23 protein-coding genes are annotated in these 20455 nt (G+C 61.7%); 7 read left to right on the top strand and 16 right to left on the bottom strand.

Translation table 11 applies throughout. The features are described from left to right. Positions 1-358: 358 nt before the first annotated feature. From TU73_RS25055 to tusD, 6 genes are all read right to left on the bottom strand, one after another. Positions 359-1354 (bottom strand): glutathione S-transferase family protein, encoded by a 996-nt coding sequence (locus tag TU73_RS25055; RefSeq protein WP_057014443.1) that lies wholly within the window; start codon positions 1352-1354, stop codon positions 359-361. A gap of 86 nt (positions 1355-1440) precedes the next feature. Then, positions 1441-2442: a glycosyl transferase family protein gene (locus tag TU73_RS25050; protein WP_057014442.1), complete on the bottom strand. Its 1002-nt coding sequence runs from the start codon at positions 2440-2442 to the stop codon at positions 1441-1443. Beyond that, positions 2439-2774 (bottom strand): TusE/DsrC/DsvC family sulfur relay protein, encoded by a 336-nt coding sequence (locus tag TU73_RS25045; protein ID WP_057014441.1) that lies wholly within the window; start codon positions 2772-2774, stop codon positions 2439-2441. Before TU73_RS25045 ends, TU73_RS25050 begins: the two co-directional genes overlap by 4 nt. Beyond that, positions 2771-3049, bottom strand: a complete 279-nt coding sequence (gene tusB, locus TU73_RS25040) for a sulfurtransferase complex subunit TusB (protein ID WP_057014440.1) — start codon at positions 3047-3049, stop codon at positions 2771-2773. Before tusB ends, TU73_RS25045 begins: the two co-directional genes overlap by 4 nt. Beyond that, complete coding sequence (gene tusC / locus TU73_RS25035; RefSeq protein WP_043046620.1) at positions 3049-3399, bottom strand: sulfurtransferase complex subunit TusC; 351 nt, start codon at positions 3397-3399, stop codon at positions 3049-3051. Before tusC ends, tusB begins: the two co-directional genes overlap by 1 nt. 1 nt (position 3400) lies before the next feature. Then, positions 3401-3793, bottom strand: coding sequence for a sulfurtransferase complex subunit TusD (tusD, locus tag TU73_RS25030; protein ID WP_057014445.1), 393 nt, complete (start codon positions 3791-3793; stop codon positions 3401-3403). A gap of 157 nt (positions 3794-3950) precedes the next feature. Between tusD and TU73_RS25025 the strand changes: the two genes are divergently transcribed. Beyond that, positions 3951-5126 (top strand): CaiB/BaiF CoA transferase family protein, encoded by a 1176-nt coding sequence (locus TU73_RS25025; protein WP_057014439.1) that lies wholly within the window; start codon positions 3951-3953, stop codon positions 5124-5126. A gap of 93 nt (positions 5127-5219) precedes the next feature. On the opposite strand, the gene TU73_RS25020 is transcribed toward TU73_RS25025, so the two are convergent. Together TU73_RS25020 and TU73_RS25015 are read right to left on the bottom strand one after the other, a co-directional pair. Next, positions 5220-5714: a SprT family zinc-dependent metalloprotease gene (locus TU73_RS25020; RefSeq protein WP_046072494.1), complete on the bottom strand. Its 495-nt coding sequence runs from the start codon at positions 5712-5714 to the stop codon at positions 5220-5222. 129 nt (positions 5715-5843) lie between these two features. After that, entirely contained in the window at positions 5844-6446 is a 603-nt protein-coding gene (locus TU73_RS25015) for a Yip1 family protein (protein ID WP_043046623.1), read from the bottom strand. 362 nt (positions 6447-6808) lie between these two features. Between TU73_RS25015 and ttcA the strand changes: the two genes are divergently transcribed. Both ttcA and TU73_RS25005 read left to right on the top strand, forming a co-directional pair. Further along, a complete protein-coding gene (ttcA, locus tag TU73_RS25010; RefSeq protein ID WP_005789069.1) occupies positions 6809-7633 on the top strand; it encodes a tRNA 2-thiocytidine(32) synthetase TtcA in 825 nt (274 codons plus the stop codon). Between the two features lie 67 nt (positions 7634-7700). Beyond that, complete coding sequence (locus TU73_RS25005; protein ID WP_057014438.1) at positions 7701-8372, top strand: DNA-3-methyladenine glycosylase I; 672 nt, start codon at positions 7701-7703, stop codon at positions 8370-8372. Here the strand turns inward: TU73_RS25005 and TU73_RS25000 are convergent, their stop codons facing one another. From TU73_RS25000 to arsC, 3 genes are read right to left on the bottom strand one after another with little or no spacing between them, the layout of a single operon-like run. After that, on the bottom strand, positions 8373-8777 hold the full coding sequence (locus TU73_RS25000) for a DUF2069 domain-containing protein (protein ID WP_057014437.1): 405 nt from the start codon (positions 8775-8777) through the stop codon (positions 8373-8375). It lies immediately after the preceding gene. Beyond that, entirely contained in the window at positions 8761-9375 is a 615-nt protein-coding gene (gene wrbA, locus TU73_RS24995; RefSeq protein WP_057014436.1) for an NAD(P)H:quinone oxidoreductase, read from the bottom strand. The genes TU73_RS25000 and wrbA overlap by 17 nt, the downstream gene beginning before the upstream one ends. Beyond that, a complete protein-coding gene (arsC, locus tag TU73_RS24990) occupies positions 9372-9725 on the bottom strand; it encodes an arsenate reductase (glutaredoxin) (protein WP_057014435.1) in 354 nt (117 codons plus the stop codon). Before arsC ends, wrbA begins: the two co-directional genes overlap by 4 nt. Positions 9726-9840: 115 nt before the next feature. On the opposite strand from arsC, the gene TU73_RS24985 reads away from it, so the two are divergent. Further along, positions 9841-10302, top strand: a complete 462-nt coding sequence (locus tag TU73_RS24985; RefSeq protein WP_057014434.1) for a TlpA disulfide reductase family protein — start codon at positions 9841-9843, stop codon at positions 10300-10302. A 78-nt stretch (positions 10303-10380) separates the two neighbouring features. On the opposite strand, the gene TU73_RS24980 is transcribed toward TU73_RS24985, so the two are convergent. The 4 genes from TU73_RS24980 to TU73_RS24965 form a co-directional block, all read right to left on the bottom strand. Then, the gene (locus TU73_RS24980; RefSeq protein ID WP_057014433.1) at positions 10381-10785 is read right to left on the bottom strand and encodes an META domain-containing protein; all 405 of its coding nucleotides are present in this window, start codon (positions 10783-10785) and stop codon (positions 10381-10383) included. Next, positions 10782-11222 (bottom strand): hypothetical protein, encoded by a 441-nt coding sequence (locus TU73_RS24975; protein ID WP_057014432.1) that lies wholly within the window; start codon positions 11220-11222, stop codon positions 10782-10784. The genes TU73_RS24980 and TU73_RS24975 overlap by 4 nt, the downstream gene beginning before the upstream one ends. 71 nt (positions 11223-11293) lie before the next feature. Then, complete coding sequence (locus TU73_RS24970) at positions 11294-12283, bottom strand: 2-hydroxyacid dehydrogenase (protein WP_057014431.1); 990 nt, start codon at positions 12281-12283, stop codon at positions 11294-11296. Between the two features lie 162 nt (positions 12284-12445). Further along, positions 12446-15199 (bottom strand): response regulator, encoded by a 2754-nt coding sequence (locus TU73_RS24965; protein WP_057014430.1) that lies wholly within the window; start codon positions 15197-15199, stop codon positions 12446-12448. 205 nt (positions 15200-15404) lie between these two features. Here TU73_RS24965 and TU73_RS24960 point away from each other — a divergent pair, with 205 nt between their 5' ends. Together TU73_RS24960 and TU73_RS24955 are read left to right on the top strand one after the other, a co-directional pair. Next, entirely contained in the window at positions 15405-16133 is a 729-nt protein-coding gene (locus tag TU73_RS24960) for a response regulator transcription factor (RefSeq protein ID WP_057014429.1), read from the top strand. After that, positions 16120-17478 (top strand): sensor histidine kinase, encoded by a 1359-nt coding sequence (locus tag TU73_RS24955; RefSeq protein ID WP_057014428.1) that lies wholly within the window; start codon positions 16120-16122, stop codon positions 17476-17478. Before TU73_RS24960 ends, TU73_RS24955 begins: the two co-directional genes overlap by 14 nt. A 4-nt stretch (positions 17479-17482) precedes the next feature. Here TU73_RS24955 and TU73_RS24950 read toward each other — a convergent pair whose 3' ends face one another. Continuing rightward, entirely contained in the window at positions 17483-17998 is a 516-nt protein-coding gene (locus tag TU73_RS24950; RefSeq protein WP_043046639.1) for a DUF2062 domain-containing protein, read from the bottom strand. Positions 17999-18133: 135 nt separating this feature from the next. Between TU73_RS24950 and TU73_RS24945 the strand changes: the two genes are divergently transcribed. After that, positions 18134-20404 (top strand): DNA internalization-related competence protein ComEC/Rec2, encoded by a 2271-nt coding sequence (locus TU73_RS24945; protein WP_057014427.1) that lies wholly within the window; start codon positions 18134-18136, stop codon positions 20402-20404. Positions 20405-20455 lie beyond the last annotated feature (51 nt).

The following is a 20455-nucleotide window of genomic DNA, read 5'->3' as shown; positions in this document are numbered from 1 at the left end:
AAACGGCCACTTAGGGTTCCGCTCTGACAGCGGGTCACTTTGGAAAAGAGCCCCAAAGTAACCAAAGGGCTCTTGCCCCACCACTCGGCACCTCGCCTAGGCTCGGTGTGCCCGTAATCCGCCAGTGATTTGGGGGGGCCGCCGCCACGCGCCATCCATGGCGCGGGGCGGCTAAACCGGCATCCCTGCCGGTTTACCCCCCAAATCCCTGTCGAATTCCGGCCAGCGTGGTTTAACGGGGCGCCTGAGATCAAGATCAAGAGCGGCTCGCTTCGCATCGTGGTTACCGTTGAGCGCTACAGAGTTGTGTAGATACCTATGCCCCGATGAGGCCTTCAGCTTCAGCCAATCATCCGGATCAGTTCCAGACACCTTTGCCAGTCAACCGCTCCCGATCATGCTCGGCATCAAACCTCTGCAACGGCCCCTTCGGCACAATCCCGGTCGGATTGATCGTGCGATGGCTGGCATAGTAATGCCCCTTGATATGGGCAAAATCCACCGTCTCGGCCACGCCCGGCCACTGATACATCTCCTTCAGCCAATTCGACAGATTCGGATAGTCCGCAATCCGACGCAAATTGCATTTGAAGTGGCTGTAATACACCGCATCAAAGCGAATCAACGTGGTGAACAGCCGCACATCGGCCTCGGTCAGGTATTCGCCGGCCAGATAGCGATGGGTGCCCAGGTGCTGTTCCAAATGGTCCAGTTCGGCAAACACATCATCAAAAGCACTTTCATAAGCCTGTTGTGATGTGGCAAAGCCTGCGCGGTACACGCCGTTGTTCACGGCGGGATAGATGCGTTCGTTGAGCGCGTCAATGGTTGGGCGCAGGGTGTCGGGATAAAAATCCAGGGTGTTGCCGGTCAGCCCGTTGAATGCGCTGTTGAACATGCGGATGATCTCCGCCGATTCATTGCTGACGATGCGCTTGAGCTTCTTGTCCCACAGCACCGGTACGGTGACGCGCCCGGTGTAATCGGCGGTGTCGGCGGTGTAGCGCTGGTGCATAAAGTCCAGACCGTCTAGTTTGTCGCCGCTGGAGCCGTGGGCCTTGTCGAAGGTCCAACCGTTTTCCAGCATCAACCAGCTGACCACCGAGACGTCGATCAGGCTTTCCAGGCCCTTGAGCTTGCGCAGGATCAAGGTGCGGTGCGCCCAGGGGCAGGCGAGGGAAACATAGAGATGGTAACGACCGGCCTCGGCCTTGAAGCCGCCTTCACCGCTGGGACCAGGCTGGCCATCGGCGGTCACCCAACTGCGGCGTTTTGCCTGTTCCCGCTGGAATGCGCCATCTGCGCTACTTTCGTACCACTGGTCCTTCCAGTGTCCTTCAATCAGCAAACCCATGACTGACTCCTTGGCTATAAGCGTTGGAGCCAGTCTAGCGGGGTGAGTTCGAACTAAAAGCGCAAAGACCAGGGGTTAATTATCGATTAAATCGATTTGTCCCGTGCGTCCCAGTATTGCCGGGCCAATTCGAATGCCTGTTGCCGTGGGTGGCCCAGACCGCGCAAGGCCAGGGCCATGGTGGCGATCAGGGCTAATTGTGGATAGCTGTCCTCGATCTCACCACGCCACAGCGCTTTCAAGTGTTCAGGTTCCAGCGTCGCCGGCTTGATGTGACGCTGGGCGGAGAGGGCGGGCCACTCTTCGTCCCAGCTCTGGCCGCCAGTGGTGCCATATAAGTGACTGAGGGTGTCGGGGTTGATCTCGATCTCGCCGCCGTCGCCCTTGACCACAATCACATTGTCATCGAGCAGGCCACTGGCATCGCGATGTACGCCCTGGTAACCCGGGTGGAAGATGCTTTGCAGGCCGCAACGCGCATTCAGCGGGTTGAGCAACCGTGCTAGCGAGTGGATGGGCGAGCGCAGGCCGAGGGTGTTGCGCAGGTCGATCATGCGTTGCAATTGCGGCGCCCAGTCGCCCAGGGGGATAAACGCCAGATTGCCGTGCTCGAAGGCGCTCTCGACCTGTTGCCAATTGCGGCACAGCGGGATTTGTAGAGTCTCCAGCAACTGCTCGGTGTACAACCGGCCCGCCGTGTGGGCACCACCGCCGTGCATCAGGATGCGCACACCGTTTTGTGCCAGGCACTTGGCCGCGAGCAGGAACCACGGCAGGTGGCGTTTCTTTCCGGCGTAGGTCGGCCAGTCGATATCCACATTCAGCGCTGGTGTGTTGAGCCGCTCACGGACCGCTTCGGTGAAGCCGGCAAGCTCTTCCGGGCTTTCTTCCTTGTGGCGCAGCAGCATCAGGAAGGCACCCAGCTGGGTGTCTTCGACCTTTTCATCGAGCAGCATGCCCATGGCTTCCCGGGCTTCCTCGCGGGTGAGGTTGCGCGCGCCGCGCTTGCCTTTGCCGAGGATACGCACGAACTGCGCAAAGGGATGCTCTTGGGGCGTTGCGAGGGTCAGGGGGGCAAAGTCGGTCATAAGCAATTCGTCGGCCTGGGCAGGCCCGCCAACTTGGCGGCGAGTTTGGCGGGAGTGCCATTGAACAGTTTGTTGAGGTGCAGGCTGTTGCCCTTTTCCGGGCCCAGCTTCAAGGCGGTGTACTTGATCAGCGGGCGCGTGGCGGGGGACAGCTGGAATTCGGCATAGAACTGGCGCAGCAGCCGGAGGATCTCCCAGTGATCCGGGGTCAGCTCCAGGGTTTCGGCGACGGCCAGGGCCTGCGCCACCTCGTCGGACCAGTCATTCAGGTCGACGAGGTAGCCGTCCTTGTCCAGTTCCAGGGCGCGGGCGCCTACGGTCAAGGTGTTCATAGCCAGGTGTTGACCTTGTCGTAGTCGATCGACAGTTGTACGAAACCTGGGTAGTCCACGCTGTCGGCCCAGTCGGGCAGGAGCAAATTACGCGCCTGCATGTCTTCGGCCAGTACAAACACCTTAACGCCCTTGGTGTGCAGGGCAGGGCTGTGCAAGCCGTAGGCGCCATCGCCGCAGAGCAGGATCGCGTCTTCACGGCCACACAGGCGCAGGCAGCTGTCGAGGCGGCTATCGGTGAACGGAGAATGAGACAGCACATGTAAAGTCGACATCAGAGGGTTATCACCTGGTCGTAACGGTCAATCAGTCTGCAAATGTCTTCATTGCCCAGGGGCTGGGCGCTGGCCGGCGGGGTAAGCCCGCGCTCCGCCAGGCTATGGCTGCAAGCGAATACGTCATCAATGCCAAACAGCCCCAATGCCTGCAGGTTGGCACCGAGGTCCTTTTGCTGCACAGCCTTGGCGTCCTGGTGCGGTGCCAGCTGGAACACACCATCGTCGAGGAACAGCAGGCCAATGGGCAGATCAAACGCACCACCGGCCAGCACAATATCCAGCGCTTCCCGCGCACTCGGTCCGGACCATGGGGCCTGGCGGCTGATCACCAACAGGGATTTGGACATGTCATGGCCCTCCAAAACAGATCAGGCGGTCGGCGCCCTGTATAGCGTCATGCAACTGCCCCAGGCCCGATAGCGCCCAGGGTGCTTCCAGGTTGACCGCGCTGCGTTGATAGCGCATGGCTTCCTCGGCATTGAGCACGCCACGGCGCAAGGCCGCGGCGATGCACACCACGCCATCAAGCTGGTGCTGGCTGACAAACTCGCGCCATTGGCGGGCGATATCTTGCTCATCCTGGGGGGCAACGATGTTATTGGACGCGCTGTACACGCCATCTTGATAAAAAAACAGCCGCACAATCTCATGCCCGCCGGCCAGCGCCGCCTGGGCGAACAACAGGGCGCGGCGCGAGGAGGGCGCGTGGGCGGCGCTATACAGTGCAATCGCGAACTTCATGGAACACTCTGCCAACAAACGTGGGCCAATGATAAAGCCGCCGCCGCGAAAAAGCCCGCCGTGATCAAAACGGTCACTGCCGCTGATCGTTCTGACGATTGCCGGCAGGCGCAAGGCTGCCTAGTCTGTGGGGATTCGCAACCCGGATGGAGTTCGTATGTCAGGTCCCTTGGCGTCCCTTAAAGTGCTGGATTTTTCCACCTTGCTGCCCGGCCCGTTTGCCTCCTTGCTGCTGGCGGACATGGGCGCCGAGGTGTTGCGTATCGAATCGCCTACGCGCATGGACCTGCTGCGCGTGTTGCCGCCCCATGACCGCGGTACGTCGGCAAGCCATGCCTACCTTAATCGCAACAAGCGCAGCCTGGCCTTGGATCTCAAGCAGGCCGAGGCGCTGGAGATCGTGCGTGAGCTGGTCAAGGGTCATGACATTGTGCTCGAACAGTTTCGCCCCGGGGTCATGGAGCGCCTGGGTTTGGGCTATGAAGCGCTCAAGGCGATCAATCCCAGGCTGATTTATGTGTCGATTACCGGCTATGGCCAGACCGGCCCATACAAGGACCGCGCCGGGCACGATATCAACTACCTGGCACTGGCCGGCGTGGCCAGCCATACCGGACGCAGGGACAGCGGGCCGCTGCCGCTGGGGGTGCAACTGGCCGATGTGGCAGGCGGGTCGCTGCATGCGGTGGTGGGCTTGCTGGCGGCGGTGATTGCCAGGCAACAGAGCGGGGTGGGGCAGTACCTGGATGTGAGCATGACCGATTGCTCGTTCAGCCTGAACGCCATGGCCGGCGCCGGTTACCTGGCCTGCGGGGTGGAGCCTGAGTGGGAGAACCATGTGCTCAATGGTGGGAGTTTCTATGACTACTATCGCAGTCGTGATGGACGCTGGATGTCGGTGGGCAGCCTGGAGCCAGCGTTTATGCAGCAATTGTGCGAGGCCCTGGGACAGCCGGAGCTGGCGGCCTACAGCGTGAAGCCTGAACAGCAGGCCGTTCTTAAACAGGCCCTGCGGGTGGAGTTTGAGAAGCGCAGCTTTGAGGAGCTTTGCGAGCTGTTCGCCGGGGTGGATGCGTGTGTGGAACCGGTGTTGAGCCTGGCGGAGGCTGTTGAACATCCACAGTTAAAGGCTCGGGCATTGGTCAGTCAGGTGCCCAGGGGGGATGGCTCGACACAAGCGCAATTGGCCTGCCCGCTGAAGTTCTCTGAAGGTTTGCCAGAGCCTCGGCATATTGGTGCGCCAGTGGGGGCGCACAGTGATGAAGTGTTGCTGGAATTGGGGTTCGGTGTTGAGCGGATAAAGGCATTGCGCCAGGCCAAGGTTGTAGGTTGACTGAGCCGACGCTTTCGCAGGCAAGCCAGCTCCCACATTTTGATTGCGTTCACAGATCCAAATGTGGGAGCTGGCTTGCCTGCGAAGAGGCCCTCATTCCACCCGAGTTTCCCCAGTGAACACCAGAGTCTGTCGACACCGCCGACACAAATATCGCCGCCCCTGGTTCACCAGGCCATGGCGCTGCGCCGAAAACGGAAAATCACTGTCCGCACACGGGCATCGGTAGATATAGCGCTTTACCTGGCGACGCTTGATCTCATAGGTATGGCAACGATCCGGCGGCAGCTCATAAACCCCGCGCATGATCAGCTGCCATTCCTCGCCATGGGGCTGGATACGTTCGCCGAACAACTGGTGGGCAATCAGGTGCGCCACTTCGTGGGCCACGGTTTGCTTGAGAAAGTGCTGGCTGTTTTCACGGTACAACTGAGGGTTGAAGCGCAGCAGGTTCTCGTGCAAATGCGCGACACCGGCCTTCTGGCCCCGCAGCTTGAGGCTGACCTGGGGGCGTTTGAAGCTTCGTTTGAAAAAGGATTCGGCTTGCAGGAAACAATCTTCGACGCGGGTATTGAGTTGCTCGGGCATGCTGTACATATCTCCAGAGACACCCAGTATGCCGCAAAACCAGGTGTTTCCGAATCTGTCAGGCGCCGAATGGTCATGCATAACGCACAAAGCCACCTTGCGGTGGCCTTGCCCCAGGGTCTTGTTTGTTCAGCTGGTGTAGATCGGCCCTACGCCCAGGCCCCAGACGATGACAGTAAAGGCCATGATCGCCACCAGTACCACGAGGCCCACGGCCAATACCGAGCTGGAGAACAGGAAGCCTTCGTCCGGGTCGATGCTCATGAAAGTCGGCAACCCCACATACAGCAGGTACACCGTGTAGCAGATTGCCGCCGTGCCGACGACCATGCCTAGCCACATATGCGGATAGAGCGCCGCCAGCCCACCGATAAACAGCGGAGTCGCGGTGTAGGTGGCAAAGGCCACGCAACGGGCCATGCTGGGGCTGGCGTCGTAGGTGCGCGCCATCCAGTGGATGAATGCGCCCATCACTGCCACACCGCCGAGCATGGCGGCGTAAGACATCAGGGTCATCCACAGCGCGCTTTCCTGGGTCAGCATGACCGGCGCGCGGTTGCCGATGACCCAGCCGACCTGGGTGGTGCCGATAAAGGCGGATACGGCGGGGATCGCCGCAAGAATCAGGGTATGAGTGAGGTACATGTGGCCGATGCTTTCTTCCTTATCGCCACGAATTTCCCGCCATTCCTGGTCGGGATGGGTAAAAAGCCCCACGACGTGATGGATCATGCCAGTCACTCCTGTCGTTATTGCCATCGCCCCCCATCGGAGCGCCCACGGGCCAGATGGCCTGAAAGGTCTGGATAAATGTGCGACCTCAAGTCGCAGTATAGGAAGGGATGACCGGAATAACTGTAGGGCCTTTAGAGCAAATTGCGCTGTAAACACGGGGGCTAATCGCGGTGTGGTCTGTCAGGATTCATGCGATCCAGTGTGGGAGCTGGCTTGCCTGCGATGGCGGCCTGTCAGGACCAGAGATGTTGACTGGCACACCGCTATCGCAGGCAAGCCAGCTCCCACATTGGATCTGCGCCAGTCTTACCGGTAAAATGCTGCGCTTTTCGTCACACACCTTTGCGGATCCAAGCGCCATGGGCACTCTTACAGTCAACCAGAACAAACTGCAAAAACGCCTGCGTCGCCTGGCCGGTGAAGCGGTCGCCGATTTCAACATGATCGAGGACGGTGACAAGGTCATGGTCTGCCTCTCCGGCGGCAAAGACAGCTACACCATGCTCGACGTGTTGCTGCACCTGCAAAAGGTCGCGCCGATCCAGTTCGAGATCGTCGCCGTCAACATGGACCAGAAACAGCCAGGCTTTCCCGAGCACGTGCTGCCGGCCTACCTGAAAGAACTGGGTATCGAGTACCACATCGTCGAGAAAGACACCTACTCGGTCGTCAAGGAGCTGATCCCGGAAGGCAAGACCACCTGCTCGCTGTGCTCGCGCCTGCGCCGTGGCACGCTCTACACCTTTGCCGACGAGATCGGCGCGACCAAGATGGCCCTGGGTCATCACCGCGATGATATCGTCGAGACCTTCTTCCTGAATATGTTCTTCAATGGCTCGCTCAAGGCCATGCCGCCCAAGCTGCGCGCCGATGACGGGCGCAATGTGGTCATCCGCCCGCTGGCGTATTGCAACGAGAAGGACATCCAGGCGTACTCCGACTTCAAGCAATTCCCGATCATCCCCTGCAACCTGTGCGGCTCCCAGGAAAACCTGCAGCGCCAGGTGGTCAAGGACATGCTGCTGGACTGGGAGCGCAAGACCCCCGGGCGTACCGAGAGCATCTTCCGCAGCCTGCAGAACGTGATCCCGTCGCAGTTGGCCGACCGCAACCTGTTTGACTTCACCAGCTTGAAAATCGATGAGACGGCCGCATCGCGTTTCGTCAATGTAGTGAACCTCTGAGCCTTATCAAGGCTCTAGTGAACGGCGCTTGCGGGCGCCGTTTTCAATTCAACTGCCAGGAGAGGGCATGCGCGATTACAAGTGGCTGCACGAATATTGTCTGAACCGCTTCGGTTCGGCGGCCGAGCTGGAAGCCCACCTGCCTGTGCCCAAGACCCCGGCGCAATTGCGCAAGATCCCCGATGACCGTTACCTGTCGACCTTGGCGCTACGGGTGTTTCGTGCGGGCTTGAAGCACAGTGTGGTCGATGCCAAATGGCCGGCATTCGAGCAAGTATTTTTCGGTTTCGACCCGGAAAAAGTCGTGCTGATGGGCGCCGAGCACCTGGAGCGTCTGATGCAGGACACGCGCATCATCCGCCACCTGGGCAAACTCAAGAGTGTGCCGCGCAATGCGCAGATGATCCTCGATATCGAGCAGGAGAAGGGCAGCTTCGGTGCGTTTGTCGCCGATTGGCCGGTGACTGATATCGTCGGGTTATGGAAATACCTGAGCAAACACGGCCACCAGTTGGGCGGGCTGTCGGCGCCGCGGTTTCTGCGGATGGTGGGCAAGGATACGTTTGTGCCGAGCTATGACGTGGTGGCGGCGTTGAACGCACAGAAGATCGTCGACAAGGCCCCGACCAGCCTGCGGGATTTGGCAACGGTGCAGGGCGCATTCAACCAGTGGCATGCCGAGAGTGGGCGGCCGATGTGCCAGCTGTCGATGATGTTGGCCTATACCGTCAACCATTGATCATTCGGCCAGCCGCCGATTCAACTGATGCCGCCAGCGCACATACAGCAGCGCCATACAGAACACCGCCAGGCTCGCCAGCATCTCCAGCACCCCGAACCACTGACGGTTCGGGTCGTACGCCGCCAGTGCGCCCTTGATGAAATACAGGTTCACCACAAAGCACATCCACGAATGCCCGCGGGCGCTGCCGATGAGCATCCCGGGCGCCAGTACCAGCAGCGGTACCAGTTCAATCAGCAGGATCACCCATGGGCGCGCCCCGTGCAGGTCGGCGATGAACAGGTAGTACACGCACAACAAACCCACCAGGCCAAAAAACGCCAGCAGGCTCAGTGCCCGTGCAACCTTGACCCGCGGTTCCAGCCACGCCTGGGGCGGCAGGATTTTAGGCTTCCTGGCCACGGCCGTTCTCCAGCAGCGTGGCGGTCTTGGCCAGGCGCAGGCCCAGGGCTCGGCACAGAGTGATTTCATGGGGGTCGAGCATGCGCTTGCCGTCAGGCCCGGAGTGGTGGCTGGCGCCGTAAGGCGTGCCGCCGCCCTGGGTGTCGAGCAGCGCCTGCTCGCTGTAGGGCAGGCCAGTGATCAGCATGCCATGGTGCAACAGCGGCAGCAGCATCGACATCAGCGTGGTCTCCTGGCCGCCATGCAGGCTGGCGGTGGAGGTGAACACGCCGGCGGGCTTGCCCACCAGCGCGCCGGTGAGCCACAGGTTGCTGGTGCCGTCGAGGAAGTACTTGAGCGGCGCGGCCATGTTGCCGAAACGGGTCGGGCTGCCCAGGGCCAGGCCCGAGCAGTGTTTCAGGTCATCCAGGCTGGCATACAGCGCACCTTCATCGGGAATGCTCGGCGCCACGGCTTCGCACTCGGTGGAAATCGCCGGCACCGTGCGCAGCCGCGCTTCCATGCCGCCTTGCTCGATACCGCGGGCAATCTGCCGGGCCATCTCGCTCACCGAGCCATTGCGGCTGTAATACAACACCAGCACATAGGGCGCGCTCACGGCAGGATCTCCAGCACGTTCTCGGGTGGGCGGCCAATGATGGCTTTATCGGCGGTTTCCAGGATCGGGCGCTCCATCAGCTTGGGATGGGCGGCGATGGCGGCGATCAATTGCGCTTCGCTGAGGCTGGCGTCGGCCAGGTTGAGGGTCTTGTATTCGTCTTCGCCGGTGCGCAGTAATTGGCGTGCGCTGATCCCCAGTTTTTTCAGCAGGGCCTTGATTTGCCCCGCGTCCAGTGGGGTTTCCAGGTAGCGCACCACGGTCGGGGCGAGGCCACGTGCTTCCAGCAGTTCTAGCGCACCGCGGGATTTCGAGCAGCGCGGGTTGTGATAAAGCGTCAGATCGGTCATGTGCGGGTCGCATCTTGCGTAAGGTGGCGGGTATTCTACCTGCGCTGGCGCCTGTCCTTAAACCGTAAGAGGCGATAGGCCGCAGCCCATGTTCATTTTTACGAAGGAATACCCCATGACAAGGCGACTGATCGGTGCATTGGCGATCATCACAACCCTGCTGCTCAGCGGCTGCGGTAACGATTACGGCGTTGACCAATACGGCCAGAAAGTGGCGGCCGAACGCCTGGACAAGCAGTGGCTGGTGGTCAATTACTGGGCCGAATGGTGTGGCCCATGCCGCACGGAAATCCCCGAACTCAACGCCTTGGCCGAGCAGTTGAAGGGGGAGGGTGTGGGGGTGTTTGGAGTCAACTTCGACAATGTGCAGGGCGAGGAATTGAAGGCTGCCAGTGACAAGCTTGGGATCAAGTTTACGGTCCTGGCCCAGAACCCGGATGGGATCTTCGAGATTCCCCGCAGCGAGGCCTTGCCGGTGACCTATATCATCGATGACAAGGGCAAGGTGCGGGAACAATTGATGGGGGAACAGACGGCGGAAGGGGTGCTGGCCAAACTTAAAGCCTTGCGCGGTTAAAGCAACACCTGAAATAAATGTGGGAGGGGGCAAGCCCCCTCCCACATTTGGACCTTGCCAATTCTAAAGTTGGTGGTCTTAGCCTTCTTCAAGCCACAAGCGAATCGGCTTGTCCTCGGCTGGCCAGAACCGCGTCTGTTCGATCGGCGAGATGTCCCAGCGCTGCACGCCTTGCAGGGCCTGGAAGAAGCGCTGCTCCTGCTCCATCAGGGCCTCGGCGCAGAGTTTGCGGGTGCTGCCGATCTGGCCGAAGCTAAGCTTGTCGCCCTCGACGGTGTACGGCGCGAACCAGTGATTGCAGCCGCCATTGCCATAGGCACGGCCATCGGCGCCGAGGGTGACGGTCAGATGCGCGTAGTCCATCAGCGGCCGTTCACCGATCCATTCCACCACATAGCTGTGGTCGCGCTCGAGCTTCGCGCCATCCGCGGCGCAGCCGGCCAGGCCCATGCCGATTGCGCCTAGCAGCAACGCGCCTTTCATTGTGCGGCCCGCTGGCATTTCGGGCAGCGGTGCTTGTCGCCTTCGCTGGCCCAGCCGAGTTCTTTGATGCGTGCGTTGGCAGCCGGCTGCAGTGGTTCCTTGGTCAGCTTGGTTTCCACCGCAAATTCAAACTCCAGCACGGTGTCGCAGCTGTCGCAGTTGACCTTCCAGGTATGAATCTCCAGCTCACCGAACTTCGGCCCCTGGGCCATGGCGACCCATTGGCCGGCCGGGCGGATGGAGTAGCGCGCATCCCCTTCAACGGTCAGGCGCATCGACAGGGTTTTACTGCCGCGCAAGGTGACAATCAGCACGTCGCCATGCTTGATCGAACCACCGTTGCCGGTGACCTGGTAACGGCCCGGCACCAGGGCGCGGCATTCGATCAGGGTGTGTTGCGGGCTCAGCAAGCTGAAGCGGAAATCGTGTTCGGCCATGGATCCTCCAAATAGGCGCGGCATCCTATCACGGGTGCCGGCCTATCATGAGCCTGGTATGTGACCGCTGATCATCCCTCGACCCGGTTCTGCGCCCGACCCTCTGCCCACGCCGCGATGTTGGCCAGTGTCGTGCCGGCAATCGCCGCCAGGGCCTCGCGGGTGAGAAATGCCTGATGCGCGGTAATGATCACGTTGGGGAAGGTCAACAGGCGGGCGAGCACGTCGTCTTGCAGGGGCAGGTCCGAGCGGTCCTCGAAAAACAGTTGGGCCTCTTCCTCGTACACATCCAGCCCCAGATAACCCAACTGGCCCTCCTTGAGCGCTTCGATCAGCGCCGGGGTATCGACCAGGCCACCGCGCCCAGTATTGATCAGCATCGCGCCGGGCTGCATCTGCGCCAGGGAGCGGGCGTTGATCAGGTGCTGGCTGTCGACGGTCAACGGGCAGTGCAGGCTGATGATCTGCGCCTCGGCCAGTAATTCGGGCAGGCTCACGTAACGGGCGCCGAGGGCCTGGACCTGGGGGTTGGGAAAAGGGTCATGGGCCAGCAGCTGGCAGCCGAAGCCGGCCATGATCTTGGCGAAGGTGGCGCCGATCTGCCCGGTGCCGACCACGCCGACGGTCTTGCCGACCAGATCGAAGCCGGTGAGCCCGTGCAGGCTGAAATCGCCATCGCGGGTGCGGTTGTAGGCCCGGTGCAGGCGCCGGTTGAGCGCCAGGATCAGCGCCACGGCATGTTCGGCCACGGCGTGGGGCGAATACGCGGGCACGCGCACGATGGTCAGGCCCAGGCGCTTGGCAGCCGGCAAGTCGACGTGGTTGTAGCCGGCCGAACGCAGGGCGATCAGGCGCGTGCCGCCTTTAGCCAGTTGCTCCAATACCGGTGCGCTGAGGTCGTCGTTGATAAAGGCGCAGACCACCTCGTGATGTTCGGCCAGGGCCACGGTGTCGAGGTTGAGGCGGGCGGGTTGGAATTGCAGCTCCAGGCCAGCCGGCTGTGGTTCGCCGAGGAAACTCTCGCGGTCGTAGGTTTGGCTGCTGAAGAGAATGACGCGCATCAAGAAGGCTCCCTGCAATTTACGAGTATGAAATGCTTGCTAAATGTGGGAGGGGGCTTGCCCCCGATAGCGGTGCATCAGCGATGGATTCGTCTACTGACACACTGCTATCGGGGGCAAGCCCCCTCCCACATTGTTGATTCGTTGCCCATGAAAACAGGGTCAGGCACTCACTCTGGCTTCACTGGCCAGCCGCGCAATTGCCATGTCCAGTTCATCCAGCGCGGCCATGGCCTTGGCATCATCCTGCTTGAGCAGGGTTTCGGCGCGTTGGCAGGCTGCGCGCAGTTGTGGCACGCCGCAGTAGCGCGTGGCGCCGTGCAGACGGTGGACGCGTTCGATCAGGGCATGGTTGTCATTGGCTTCGCGGGCGAGGGTGATTGCCAGGCGATCAGCTTCCAGGGAAGCCAGCAGCATGGCGAGCATGTCAGCGGCGAGGTCTGCCTTGTTGGCGGCCAGGCGCAGGCCTTCCTCGTGGTCGAGCACCAGCAGTTGCACGCCCTGGGCCAGGCCGTCGTTGACGCGCTCCGGGCCTTGGTTGCGCAGGGCCAGGCCGGTCCATTTCAACACCACCTGGGCCAATTGCCGCTCACTGATGGGCTTGGTCAGGTAGTCGTCCATGCCGCTTTGCAGCAGGGCGCGTTTTTCGTTGGCCATGGCGTGGGCCGTGAGGGCGACCACCGGCAGCGGCGTGCCGTGGCGTTCGCTTTCCCACTGGCGGATGGCCTCGGTGCTCTGGCGGCCGTCCATGCCGGGCATTTGTACATCCATCAACACCAGGTCGAAGGTTTCCTGCTTCACCGCATCAATGGCCGCATAACCGCTTTCCACCGCCTGCACCTTGGCGCCCATGTCTTCCAGCAGGGTTTGTACCAGTAGCAGGTTGGCCGGGTTGTCGTCCACGCACAGCACCCGTGGCGCACGGCTGGACAGCGGCTCTCCCGGTTCGCTGCGCGAGGGGCGCGGGCTGATCAGGTCGGCCAGGGAGCGGCGCAGCTTGCGTGTGCAAGCGGGCTTGGCCTGCAACTGGCTGTTGGGGTTGGGCACCGATTGGTTGAACAGCATCTGCTCGGTGGTCGGGCACAACACCAGGACCTTGCAGCCCAGGTGTTCAAGGTCCCATAAATGCTGGTTGAGGCGCTCGGGTGGAATGTCATTGGCAGTGACGCCGAGCACCGCCAGGCTGATCGCCTGTTCGGTCTGGTGCGCACTGGTGATGCCATTGGTCAGGCTTTCCAGGGTGTTGAACGGTGTGACTTCCAGGCCGCAGTCTTCCAGTTGGTGTTGCAGGGCCTGGCGTGCCAGTTCGTGGTTTTCCAGCACGGCCACGCGGCGACCCAGCAGCGGCGGGCCGGGCAGGTCTTCAACGTCGTCACGGGTCTTTGGCAGGTTCAGGCTGATCCAGAACTCGGAACCTTCACCTGGCGTGCTGTCGACGCCGATTTCGCCGCCCATCTGCTCGATCAAACGTTTGGAAATTACCAACCCCAGGCCAGTGCCGCCGGGCTGGCGCGACAGCGAGTTGTCGGCTTGGCTGAACGCCTGGAACAGTGCGCGGACATCCTGGTTGGACAGGCCAATGCCGGTGTCTTGCACGCTGATGCGCAATTGCACGCTGTCTTCCTGCTCATCCTCGATCATCGCCCGGGCAACGATGGTGCCTTCGCGGGTGAACTTGATCGCGTTGCTGATCAGGTTGGTCAGGATCTGCTTGAGGCGCAGCGGGTCGCCCACCAACGCCAGCGGCGTGTCGCGGTACACCAGGCTGACCAGTTCAAGCTGCTTGGCATGGGCGGCGGGGGCGAGGATGGTCAGGGTGTCTTGCAGCAGATCCCGCAGGTTGAACGGCACGCTGTCGAGTACCAGCTTGCCGGCTTCGATCTTCGAGAAGTCAAGGATCTCGTTGATGATACCCAGCAGGTTGTCGGCGGATTTTTCGATGGTGCCCAGGTAATCCAGCTGGCGCGGCGACAGCTCGCTTTTTTGCAGCAGGTGGGTAAAGCCGAGGATGCCGTTGAGTGGCGTGCGGATCTCATGGCTCATATTGGCCAGGAACTCCGACTTGATGCGGCTGGCCTCCAGGGCTTCCTTGCGAGCCAGGTCCAGCTCGATGTTCTGGATCTCGATGGTCTCCAGGTTCTGGCGCACGTCTTCGGTGGCCTGCTCGATGCTGTGTTGCAATTCTTCCTGGGCATTCTGCAGGGTTTCGGCCATGCGGTTGATGCCCGACGCGAGCTGGTCCAGCTCCTGGCTGCCCAACAGCGGCAGACGTGTTTCCAGGTTGCCGTCCTTGAGCTGGGCCACGGCTTGCTTGATCTGGCCAATCGGTGAATTGATGGTGCGGCTGATTCGCAGGGCGAGGGCAGCGGTACACATCAGGCCGATGGCGATCAGCAACAGGCTGGCGAACAGGCTGCGGTAGCCGCGCAGCAGCATGCCGTTGTGGGACAGCTCCACTTCGACCCACCCCAGCAGGCGGTCAGACTCATCGGGGATGAGTTCGCCCGCCAGATTGCGATGCCGGCCGAATACCGGCAGCAGATAACGGGTGGCATCGTTGCCGGTGCGCTGCAGTAGATGCGAACTGTTACCGGTAGGCGGCGGGTTGAGCATGGTCGGGCCGGCGTGGGCCAAGGACGAACGGTCTGGAGCGAGGAACGACACCGCGCGCACGTCTGACTGCTCCAAGGATTGAGTGGCGATGCGCTCCAGCAGTTCAGTGTTCTTATGGCCCAGGGCAGGCGCCACCAGCGGCGCCAATTGTTCGGCGATCATTTCGCCGCGTTGCAGCAACTGGCTCTGCAATTCCGACAGTTGCATCCAGGTGAAGTAGCCTCCCAACACCAAGGCCATCAGGCTGGTCGGTAATAAGGTCAGCAACAGTACGCGGCCTTTTATCCCCATTCTTCTAAGCACGCCACTCTCCTGCTACCACGTTGTTATCAATTATCCACGCTGGCATCCGGCCCGCGCCACCTGCGCAGTGTAGCCATTTGCACGGTCTGGAATCTTGCAAATTAATGACATGCGGCAATCTTCGGGCCATTCGGCGCCGGGTGGCGATTGCCTGTAGCCATTTAATCTTGAATAATCAGTGATTGAGAATGACTTGCAGACGCTAATGACTCCCGCAACAGTTGGCCTACCCACTATCCTGACCATCGAAGATGACCCTGTGTTGGGGGCCTACGTGCATGAGCAGCTCGGCCGCTGTGGTTTTCAGGTGACGTGGTGCCGCAACGGTCAGCAAGGCCTGCAAATGGCCCGAGACCAGGCATTTGACCTGGTGTTGATGGACATCCTGTTGCCGGGGCTGGACGGGCTGTCGATCCTCACTCATTTGCGCCAGAGCCACGCCATGCCGGTGATCCTGATGTCGGCCCTGGGCGCCGAAGCCGACCGCATCAGCGGCTTTCGCCTGGGCGCGGATGACTATCTGCCCAAGCCGTTCAGCATGGCTGAATTGCGCGTGCGCATTGAAGCCATCCTGCGCCGGGTGGCACTGGATCGCCGGCCTGAGCCGCCGCGCGCAGTGATGCGTGAGAATGCCCCGGTGCTGCATTTTGATGATGAGCGCTGTGATGTGTGCTGCCAGGCACAGTGGGGCGGGCTGACGCGCAGCGAGTACCGGCTGCTGGAAACCCTGCACCGCAACGCTGAAGAAGTCCTCAGCAAAGCCTTCCTGTACCAGCAGGTGCTGCAGCGTGGTTATGCGCCCCATGACCGCAGCCTCGACATGCACGTCAGCCAGATTCGCCGCAAACTCAAGGCCATCGGCTATGCCGAGCGTGAAGTGCGCACGGTGTGGGGCAAGGGCTACGTGCTGAGCGGTCATGATGAAGGGCTTTGAGCGGCTGCCGGGCAAGCACTCGCTGTTCTGGAAACTGGCCTGCTTGTTGATCGCCTTCTGTTTGCTGATGATCTGGCTCAGTTGGTCGTGGGGCCGCTACATGGAGCAGCAGAGCGCGTACCTGTCGGACAAGTCGCGGGAGATTCTCGATGGCTATGCGGCAGGCGCCGAGCTGGCCTGGAGCACACAAGGTCGCGCCGGGGTGGATGCCTGGTTACAACTGATGGCCAAGCGTGAAACCACCTGGGTTGGCGTGATCGGCAACGATTTGCAATCCCTCAGCAACACGCCCCTGAGTGACAAGGAAAGCCAGCGCCTGACCTTTTTACGTGGGCTGGATTGGCCGGTCAGCCGGCATGTCATAGGGCTGCCCTGGATGAAGGTGCCGTTTCCGGTCGACCCTGCCCTGGGGTCGCTGGTGATCGAGTTGCCGCAACGTTTTATGCCGGGGCGCTATCAACTGTTCTGGCGGATAGTCACCAACGGTGTGATTCCGGGCCTGTTTACCCTGTTGCTGTGCATCGGCCTCTATCGACTGCTGATCATGCCCCTCAATCAACTGCGCGAGCAGGCCAATGCCTGGCGTGCGGACCAGTTGCATACGCGGCTGTCCCTGGATGCGACCAGCCGCCAGGATGAATTGGGAGAGTTGGGGCGCGCCTTTGACCACATGTCCGAACGCTTGCAGGGCACGGTGCGCTTGCAGCAGCAGTTGCTGCGCGACATGTCCCATGAACTGCGTACGCCCTTGAGCCGCCTGCGGGTGGCCTGCGACAGCGAGCAAGACCCGGCCCGCCTGCGTGAGCGCCTGGGCCGGGAAATCGACGCCATGCAACGCCTGGTGGAAGACAGCCTGCAACTGGCCTGGCTCGACAGCGAAACCGCGCCGCTGCCCCAGGAAGACATTCAGCTCCAGGCGTTATGGGACATGTTGCGCGATAACGCCTGTTTCGAAAGCCACTGGCCGGCGTCGCGCTTGCCGTGCCTGTTGCCGGCCGACAGCTGGGTGAGCGGCAACCTGAACGCACTGGCCCAGGCCCTGGAAAATATCCTGCGCAACGCCATACGCCACTCTCCCGACGATGGCTGCGTGCAACTGGACGGGTGTCGCGAGGGGGATTATTGGCATATCTGGCTGCAGGATCAGGGCGGCGGTATTGATGAGCGGGATTTGGAACGCATCTTCGCGCCTTTTACCCGTTTGGACGGTTCGCGGCCCGGCGATGGTGGTTTCGGCCTGGGCCTGAGCATCGCCCGCAACGCCGTGCAGCGCCAGGGCGGGCGCTTATGGGCGGAAAATACCGGGCAGGGCCTGCGGGTGCATCTGCGCTTGCTGGCGCGTTAGCTTTTCAGCGCCGACGCAATTTACGTTTTTTCCACTGGTGCGCCACCCACCAGCGCCAGTACGTCATCGTCAAGCAATAGGCCAGTGCCCCCAACACCAGGCCCAGCACCACAGAGCCCAGCAGGAACGGCTGCCAGAGCGTGCTCAGCTGGCCGCTGATCCATTCCCATGTGAGGTTATCGGGCAGGCTGCGCGGCGGTACGTTCATCAGCCAGGCGCCGGTCATGTAGGTACACACAAACACCACCGGCATGGTGATCGGGTTGGTCAGCCACACCAGGCTGACGGCGATCGGCATATTGCCGCGCACGACGATCGCCAGGATTGCCGCAAGCAGCATCTGCAATGGAATCGGAATAAACGCCGCAAATAAGCCCACCGCCATGGCACGAGCCACTGAATGCCGGTTCAGGTGCCAGAGGTTCGGATCATGCAGCAGGGTGCCAAGAAACTGTAATGACTTATGTTCCCTGATACTGCTGGGATCGGGCATGTACCGTTTGAATAAGCGCCGGGGCATAAGGGGTCCAGGTCATTTTGAGGGGCAAGTATGCCCGGATTCTATAAACAGAAAACTCAGACTTTGTGACAAAACATCATAGGCGTTGCCGGTCAGCCAGCTAAGACTGAGTGGATCAGTGGAAAAGGATGATCCATGAAAACAGCGATGTTGGCCTTGGCGCTGGGGCTACTGGCGTTGCGTTGGTTACCTGCGTTGCCGTCTGGCGCAGGGGTGTTGGCCATGTTGGTGCTGGCGTTGATGCTGCTGCCTTTTCGCACCTATCCCGTGGCTTTCTTCCTGTTGGGTTTGAGTTGGGCCTGTATCAGTGCGCAGAGGGCGCTGGATGACCGCTTGCGCCCGGTGCTGGACGGGCAGACGCGCTGGGTCGAAGGCCGTATTATCGGCCTGCCGCAGCAGATGGGCACGAGCGTGCGCTTCGAACTCGCCGACAGCCGGTCGCGCAGTGCGCAGCTGCCCAAGCGCATTCGCGTGTCCTGGCATGGCGGGCCGGCGGTTAACAGCGGGGAGCGCTGGCGCCTGGCATTGACGCTAAAGCGGCCTGCCGGCCTGCTCAATTTCCACGGGTTTGACCATGAGGCTTGGCTGCTGGCCCAGCGTATCGGCGCCACCGCGACGGTGAAGGACGGCGAGCGCCTGGCGCCGGCCCGCAATGCCTGGCGCGATGCTGTCCGCCAGCGCCTGATGGCCGTGGATGCCCAGGGCCGTGAGGCGGGCTTGGCTGCATTGGTACTGGGCGACGGTTCCGGGCTGGCGCCTGAGGACTGGCAGGTGTTGCAGGACACAGGCACGGTGCATCTGCTGGTGATTTCCGGGCAGCACATTGGCTTGCTGGCGGGGTTGATCTACGGCTTGATCGCTTTGTTGGCGCGCCATGGGTGCTGGCCCCGAACCTGGCCGTGGTTGCCGTGGGCGTGTGGCTTGGCATTTGCCGGGGCGTTGGCTTATGGCCTGCTGGCGGGGTTCGGCGTGCCGGTGCAGCGGGCTTGCGTCATGGTGGGCCTGGTGTTGCTGTGGCGTTTGCGCTTTCGTCACTTGGGTGTTTGGTGGCCGTTGTTACTGGCGCTGAACGCTGTGCTGATGCTTGAGCCCCTGGCCACTCTGCAGCCGGGGTTCTGGCTGTCGTTTGCGGCGGTCGCGGCGCTGGTCCTGGCATTCAGCGGGCGCCTGGGGCCGTGGAGCCCTTGGCAGGTCTGGACGCGCCCCCAGTGGTTGATCGCCATTGGCTTGTTCCCGCTGTTGCTGGTGTTGGGTTTGCCCATCAGCCTCAGTGCACCCGTGGCCAACCTGGTTGCCGTGCCGTGGATCAGCCTGGTGGTGCTTCCCTTGGCGCTGCTAGGCACGGCGCTGCTGTGGGTGCCGTTGGCGGGCGCAGGTTTGCTGTGGTTGGCCGGTGGTGCGCTGGACGGCTTGTTCAAGGGCCTGGCGCTGTTGGCCGCGCAACTGCCGGCCTGGATACCGGCCGAGGTGCCTCTGGGCTATTGGCTGGTGAGCCTGGCGGGCGCGGTAATTTTGCTGCTGCCCAAGGGGCTGCCCTTTCGGTTATTGGGCTGGCCCATGCTGTTGTTGGCGGTGTTTCCGCCCAGGGAGTTGATACCCCATGGGCAGGTGGACGTGGTGCAGCTGGATGTCGGTCAGGGGCAGGCCCTGATTCTGCGCACCCGCCATCACTCCTTGCTTTATGACGCAGGGCCCCGGTCGGGGCCTGTCGACCAGGGTGCGCGGGTCGTTTTGCCGTCGTTGAAAAAGCTCGGGGTAGGGCAGTTGGACATGATGCTGCTCAGCCATGCTGATGCCGATCATGCCGGCGGTGCGGCGGCAGTGGCCCGTGGGCTGCCCGTCAAGCGCGTGGTGGGCGGTGAAACCGAAGGGCTGCCAGGGTTTCTCGGTACCCAGCCTTGTAACAGTGGCGAGCGGTGGGAATGGGATGGCGTGGCCTTTGAACTGTGGCAATGGGCCGGTGCAAGTGATGGCAATCCGAGGTCCTGCGTACTGCAGGTCGAGGCCAATGGCGAACGCCTGCTGCTCACCGGCGATATTGATCGCGCCGCCGAACAGGCATTCCTGGCCTCGCCGCTGGCGGTGCCCACCGATTGGTTGCAGGCCCCGCACCATGGCAGCCGCAGCTCTTCGTCCTGGTCCTTCCTGCAGCGGCTGGCGCCGGCATCGGTGCTGATCTCCCGCGGGCGCAGCAATGCATTCGGCCATCCTCATCCACAAGTAATGGAGCGCTATCAGGCCCTGGGCAGTCGGGTATATGACAGCGCTGAACAAGGCGCTGTGCGCCTGCGGCTGGGAACGTTCCTGCCGCCGACTGTTGCGCGCAGTCAACGCAGGTTCTGGCGCGAACCGTTACCGTCATCCGGCGTTACCAAAGACTCTGGGCCGCGACAGGCGGGCCTGTAGCCGACGAACCCCGCTGCCGAACCTATATGGTAAAGTGGCGCACTTTTTCGA

Origin of the sequence: Pseudomonas libanensis, assembly GCF_001439685.1 — a bacterium.
Taxonomy (GTDB): domain Bacteria; phylum Pseudomonadota; class Gammaproteobacteria; order Pseudomonadales; family Pseudomonadaceae; genus Aquipseudomonas; species Aquipseudomonas libanensis.
Note: the sequence above shows the minus strand (reverse complement) of the source record. Positions and strands in the feature narration are given on the sequence as shown.

Coding starts and splice junctions, on each gene's coding strand:
- tusC (WP_043046620.1), bottom strand. CDS start 3,399: ATGTCCAAATCCCTGTTGGTGATCAGCCGCCAGGCCCCATGGTCCGGA.
- TU73_RS25015 (WP_043046623.1), bottom strand. CDS start 6,446: ATGATCCATCACGTCGTGGGGCTTTTTACCCATCCCGACCAGGAATGG.
- TU73_RS24980 (WP_057014433.1), bottom strand. CDS start 10,785: ATGAAAGGCGCGTTGCTGCTAGGCGCAATCGGCATGGGCCTGGCCGGC.
- tusD (WP_057014445.1), bottom strand. CDS start 3,793: ATGAAGTTCGCGATTGCACTGTATAGCGCCGCCCACGCGCCCTCCTCG.
- TU73_RS25055 (WP_057014443.1), bottom strand. CDS start 1,354: ATGGGTTTGCTGATTGAAGGACACTGGAAGGACCAGTGGTACGAAAGT.
- TU73_RS24975 (WP_057014432.1), bottom strand. CDS start 11,222: ATGGCCGAACACGATTTCCGCTTCAGCTTGCTGAGCCCGCAACACACC.
- ttcA (WP_005789069.1), top strand. CDS start 6,809: ATGGGCACTCTTACAGTCAACCAGAACAAACTGCAAAAACGCCTGCGT.
- TU73_RS24960 (WP_057014429.1), top strand. CDS start 15,405: ATGACTCCCGCAACAGTTGGCCTACCCACTATCCTGACCATCGAAGAT.
- TU73_RS25050 (WP_057014442.1), bottom strand. CDS start 2,442: ATGACCGACTTTGCCCCCCTGACCCTCGCAACGCCCCAAGAGCATCCC.
- tusB (WP_057014440.1), bottom strand. CDS start 3,049: ATGTCGACTTTACATGTGCTGTCTCATTCTCCGTTCACCGATAGCCGC.
- TU73_RS25005 (WP_057014438.1), top strand. CDS start 7,701: ATGCGCGATTACAAGTGGCTGCACGAATATTGTCTGAACCGCTTCGGT.
- TU73_RS24945 (WP_057014427.1), top strand. CDS start 18,134: ATGAAAACAGCGATGTTGGCCTTGGCGCTGGGGCTACTGGCGTTGCGT.
- TU73_RS24955 (WP_057014428.1), top strand. CDS start 16,120: ATGAAGGGCTTTGAGCGGCTGCCGGGCAAGCACTCGCTGTTCTGGAAA.
- TU73_RS24950 (WP_043046639.1), bottom strand. CDS start 17,998: ATGCCCCGGCGCTTATTCAAACGGTACATGCCCGATCCCAGCAGTATC.
- TU73_RS24970 (WP_057014431.1), bottom strand. CDS start 12,283: ATGCGCGTCATTCTCTTCAGCAGCCAAACCTACGACCGCGAGAGTTTC.
- TU73_RS25020 (WP_046072494.1), bottom strand. CDS start 5,714: ATGCCCGAGCAACTCAATACCCGCGTCGAAGATTGTTTCCTGCAAGCC.
- arsC (WP_057014435.1), bottom strand. CDS start 9,725: ATGACCGATCTGACGCTTTATCACAACCCGCGCTGCTCGAAATCCCGC.
- TU73_RS25025 (WP_057014439.1), top strand. CDS start 3,951: ATGTCAGGTCCCTTGGCGTCCCTTAAAGTGCTGGATTTTTCCACCTTG.
- TU73_RS24985 (WP_057014434.1), top strand. CDS start 9,841: ATGACAAGGCGACTGATCGGTGCATTGGCGATCATCACAACCCTGCTG.
- TU73_RS25045 (WP_057014441.1), bottom strand. CDS start 2,774: ATGAACACCTTGACCGTAGGCGCCCGCGCCCTGGAACTGGACAAGGAC.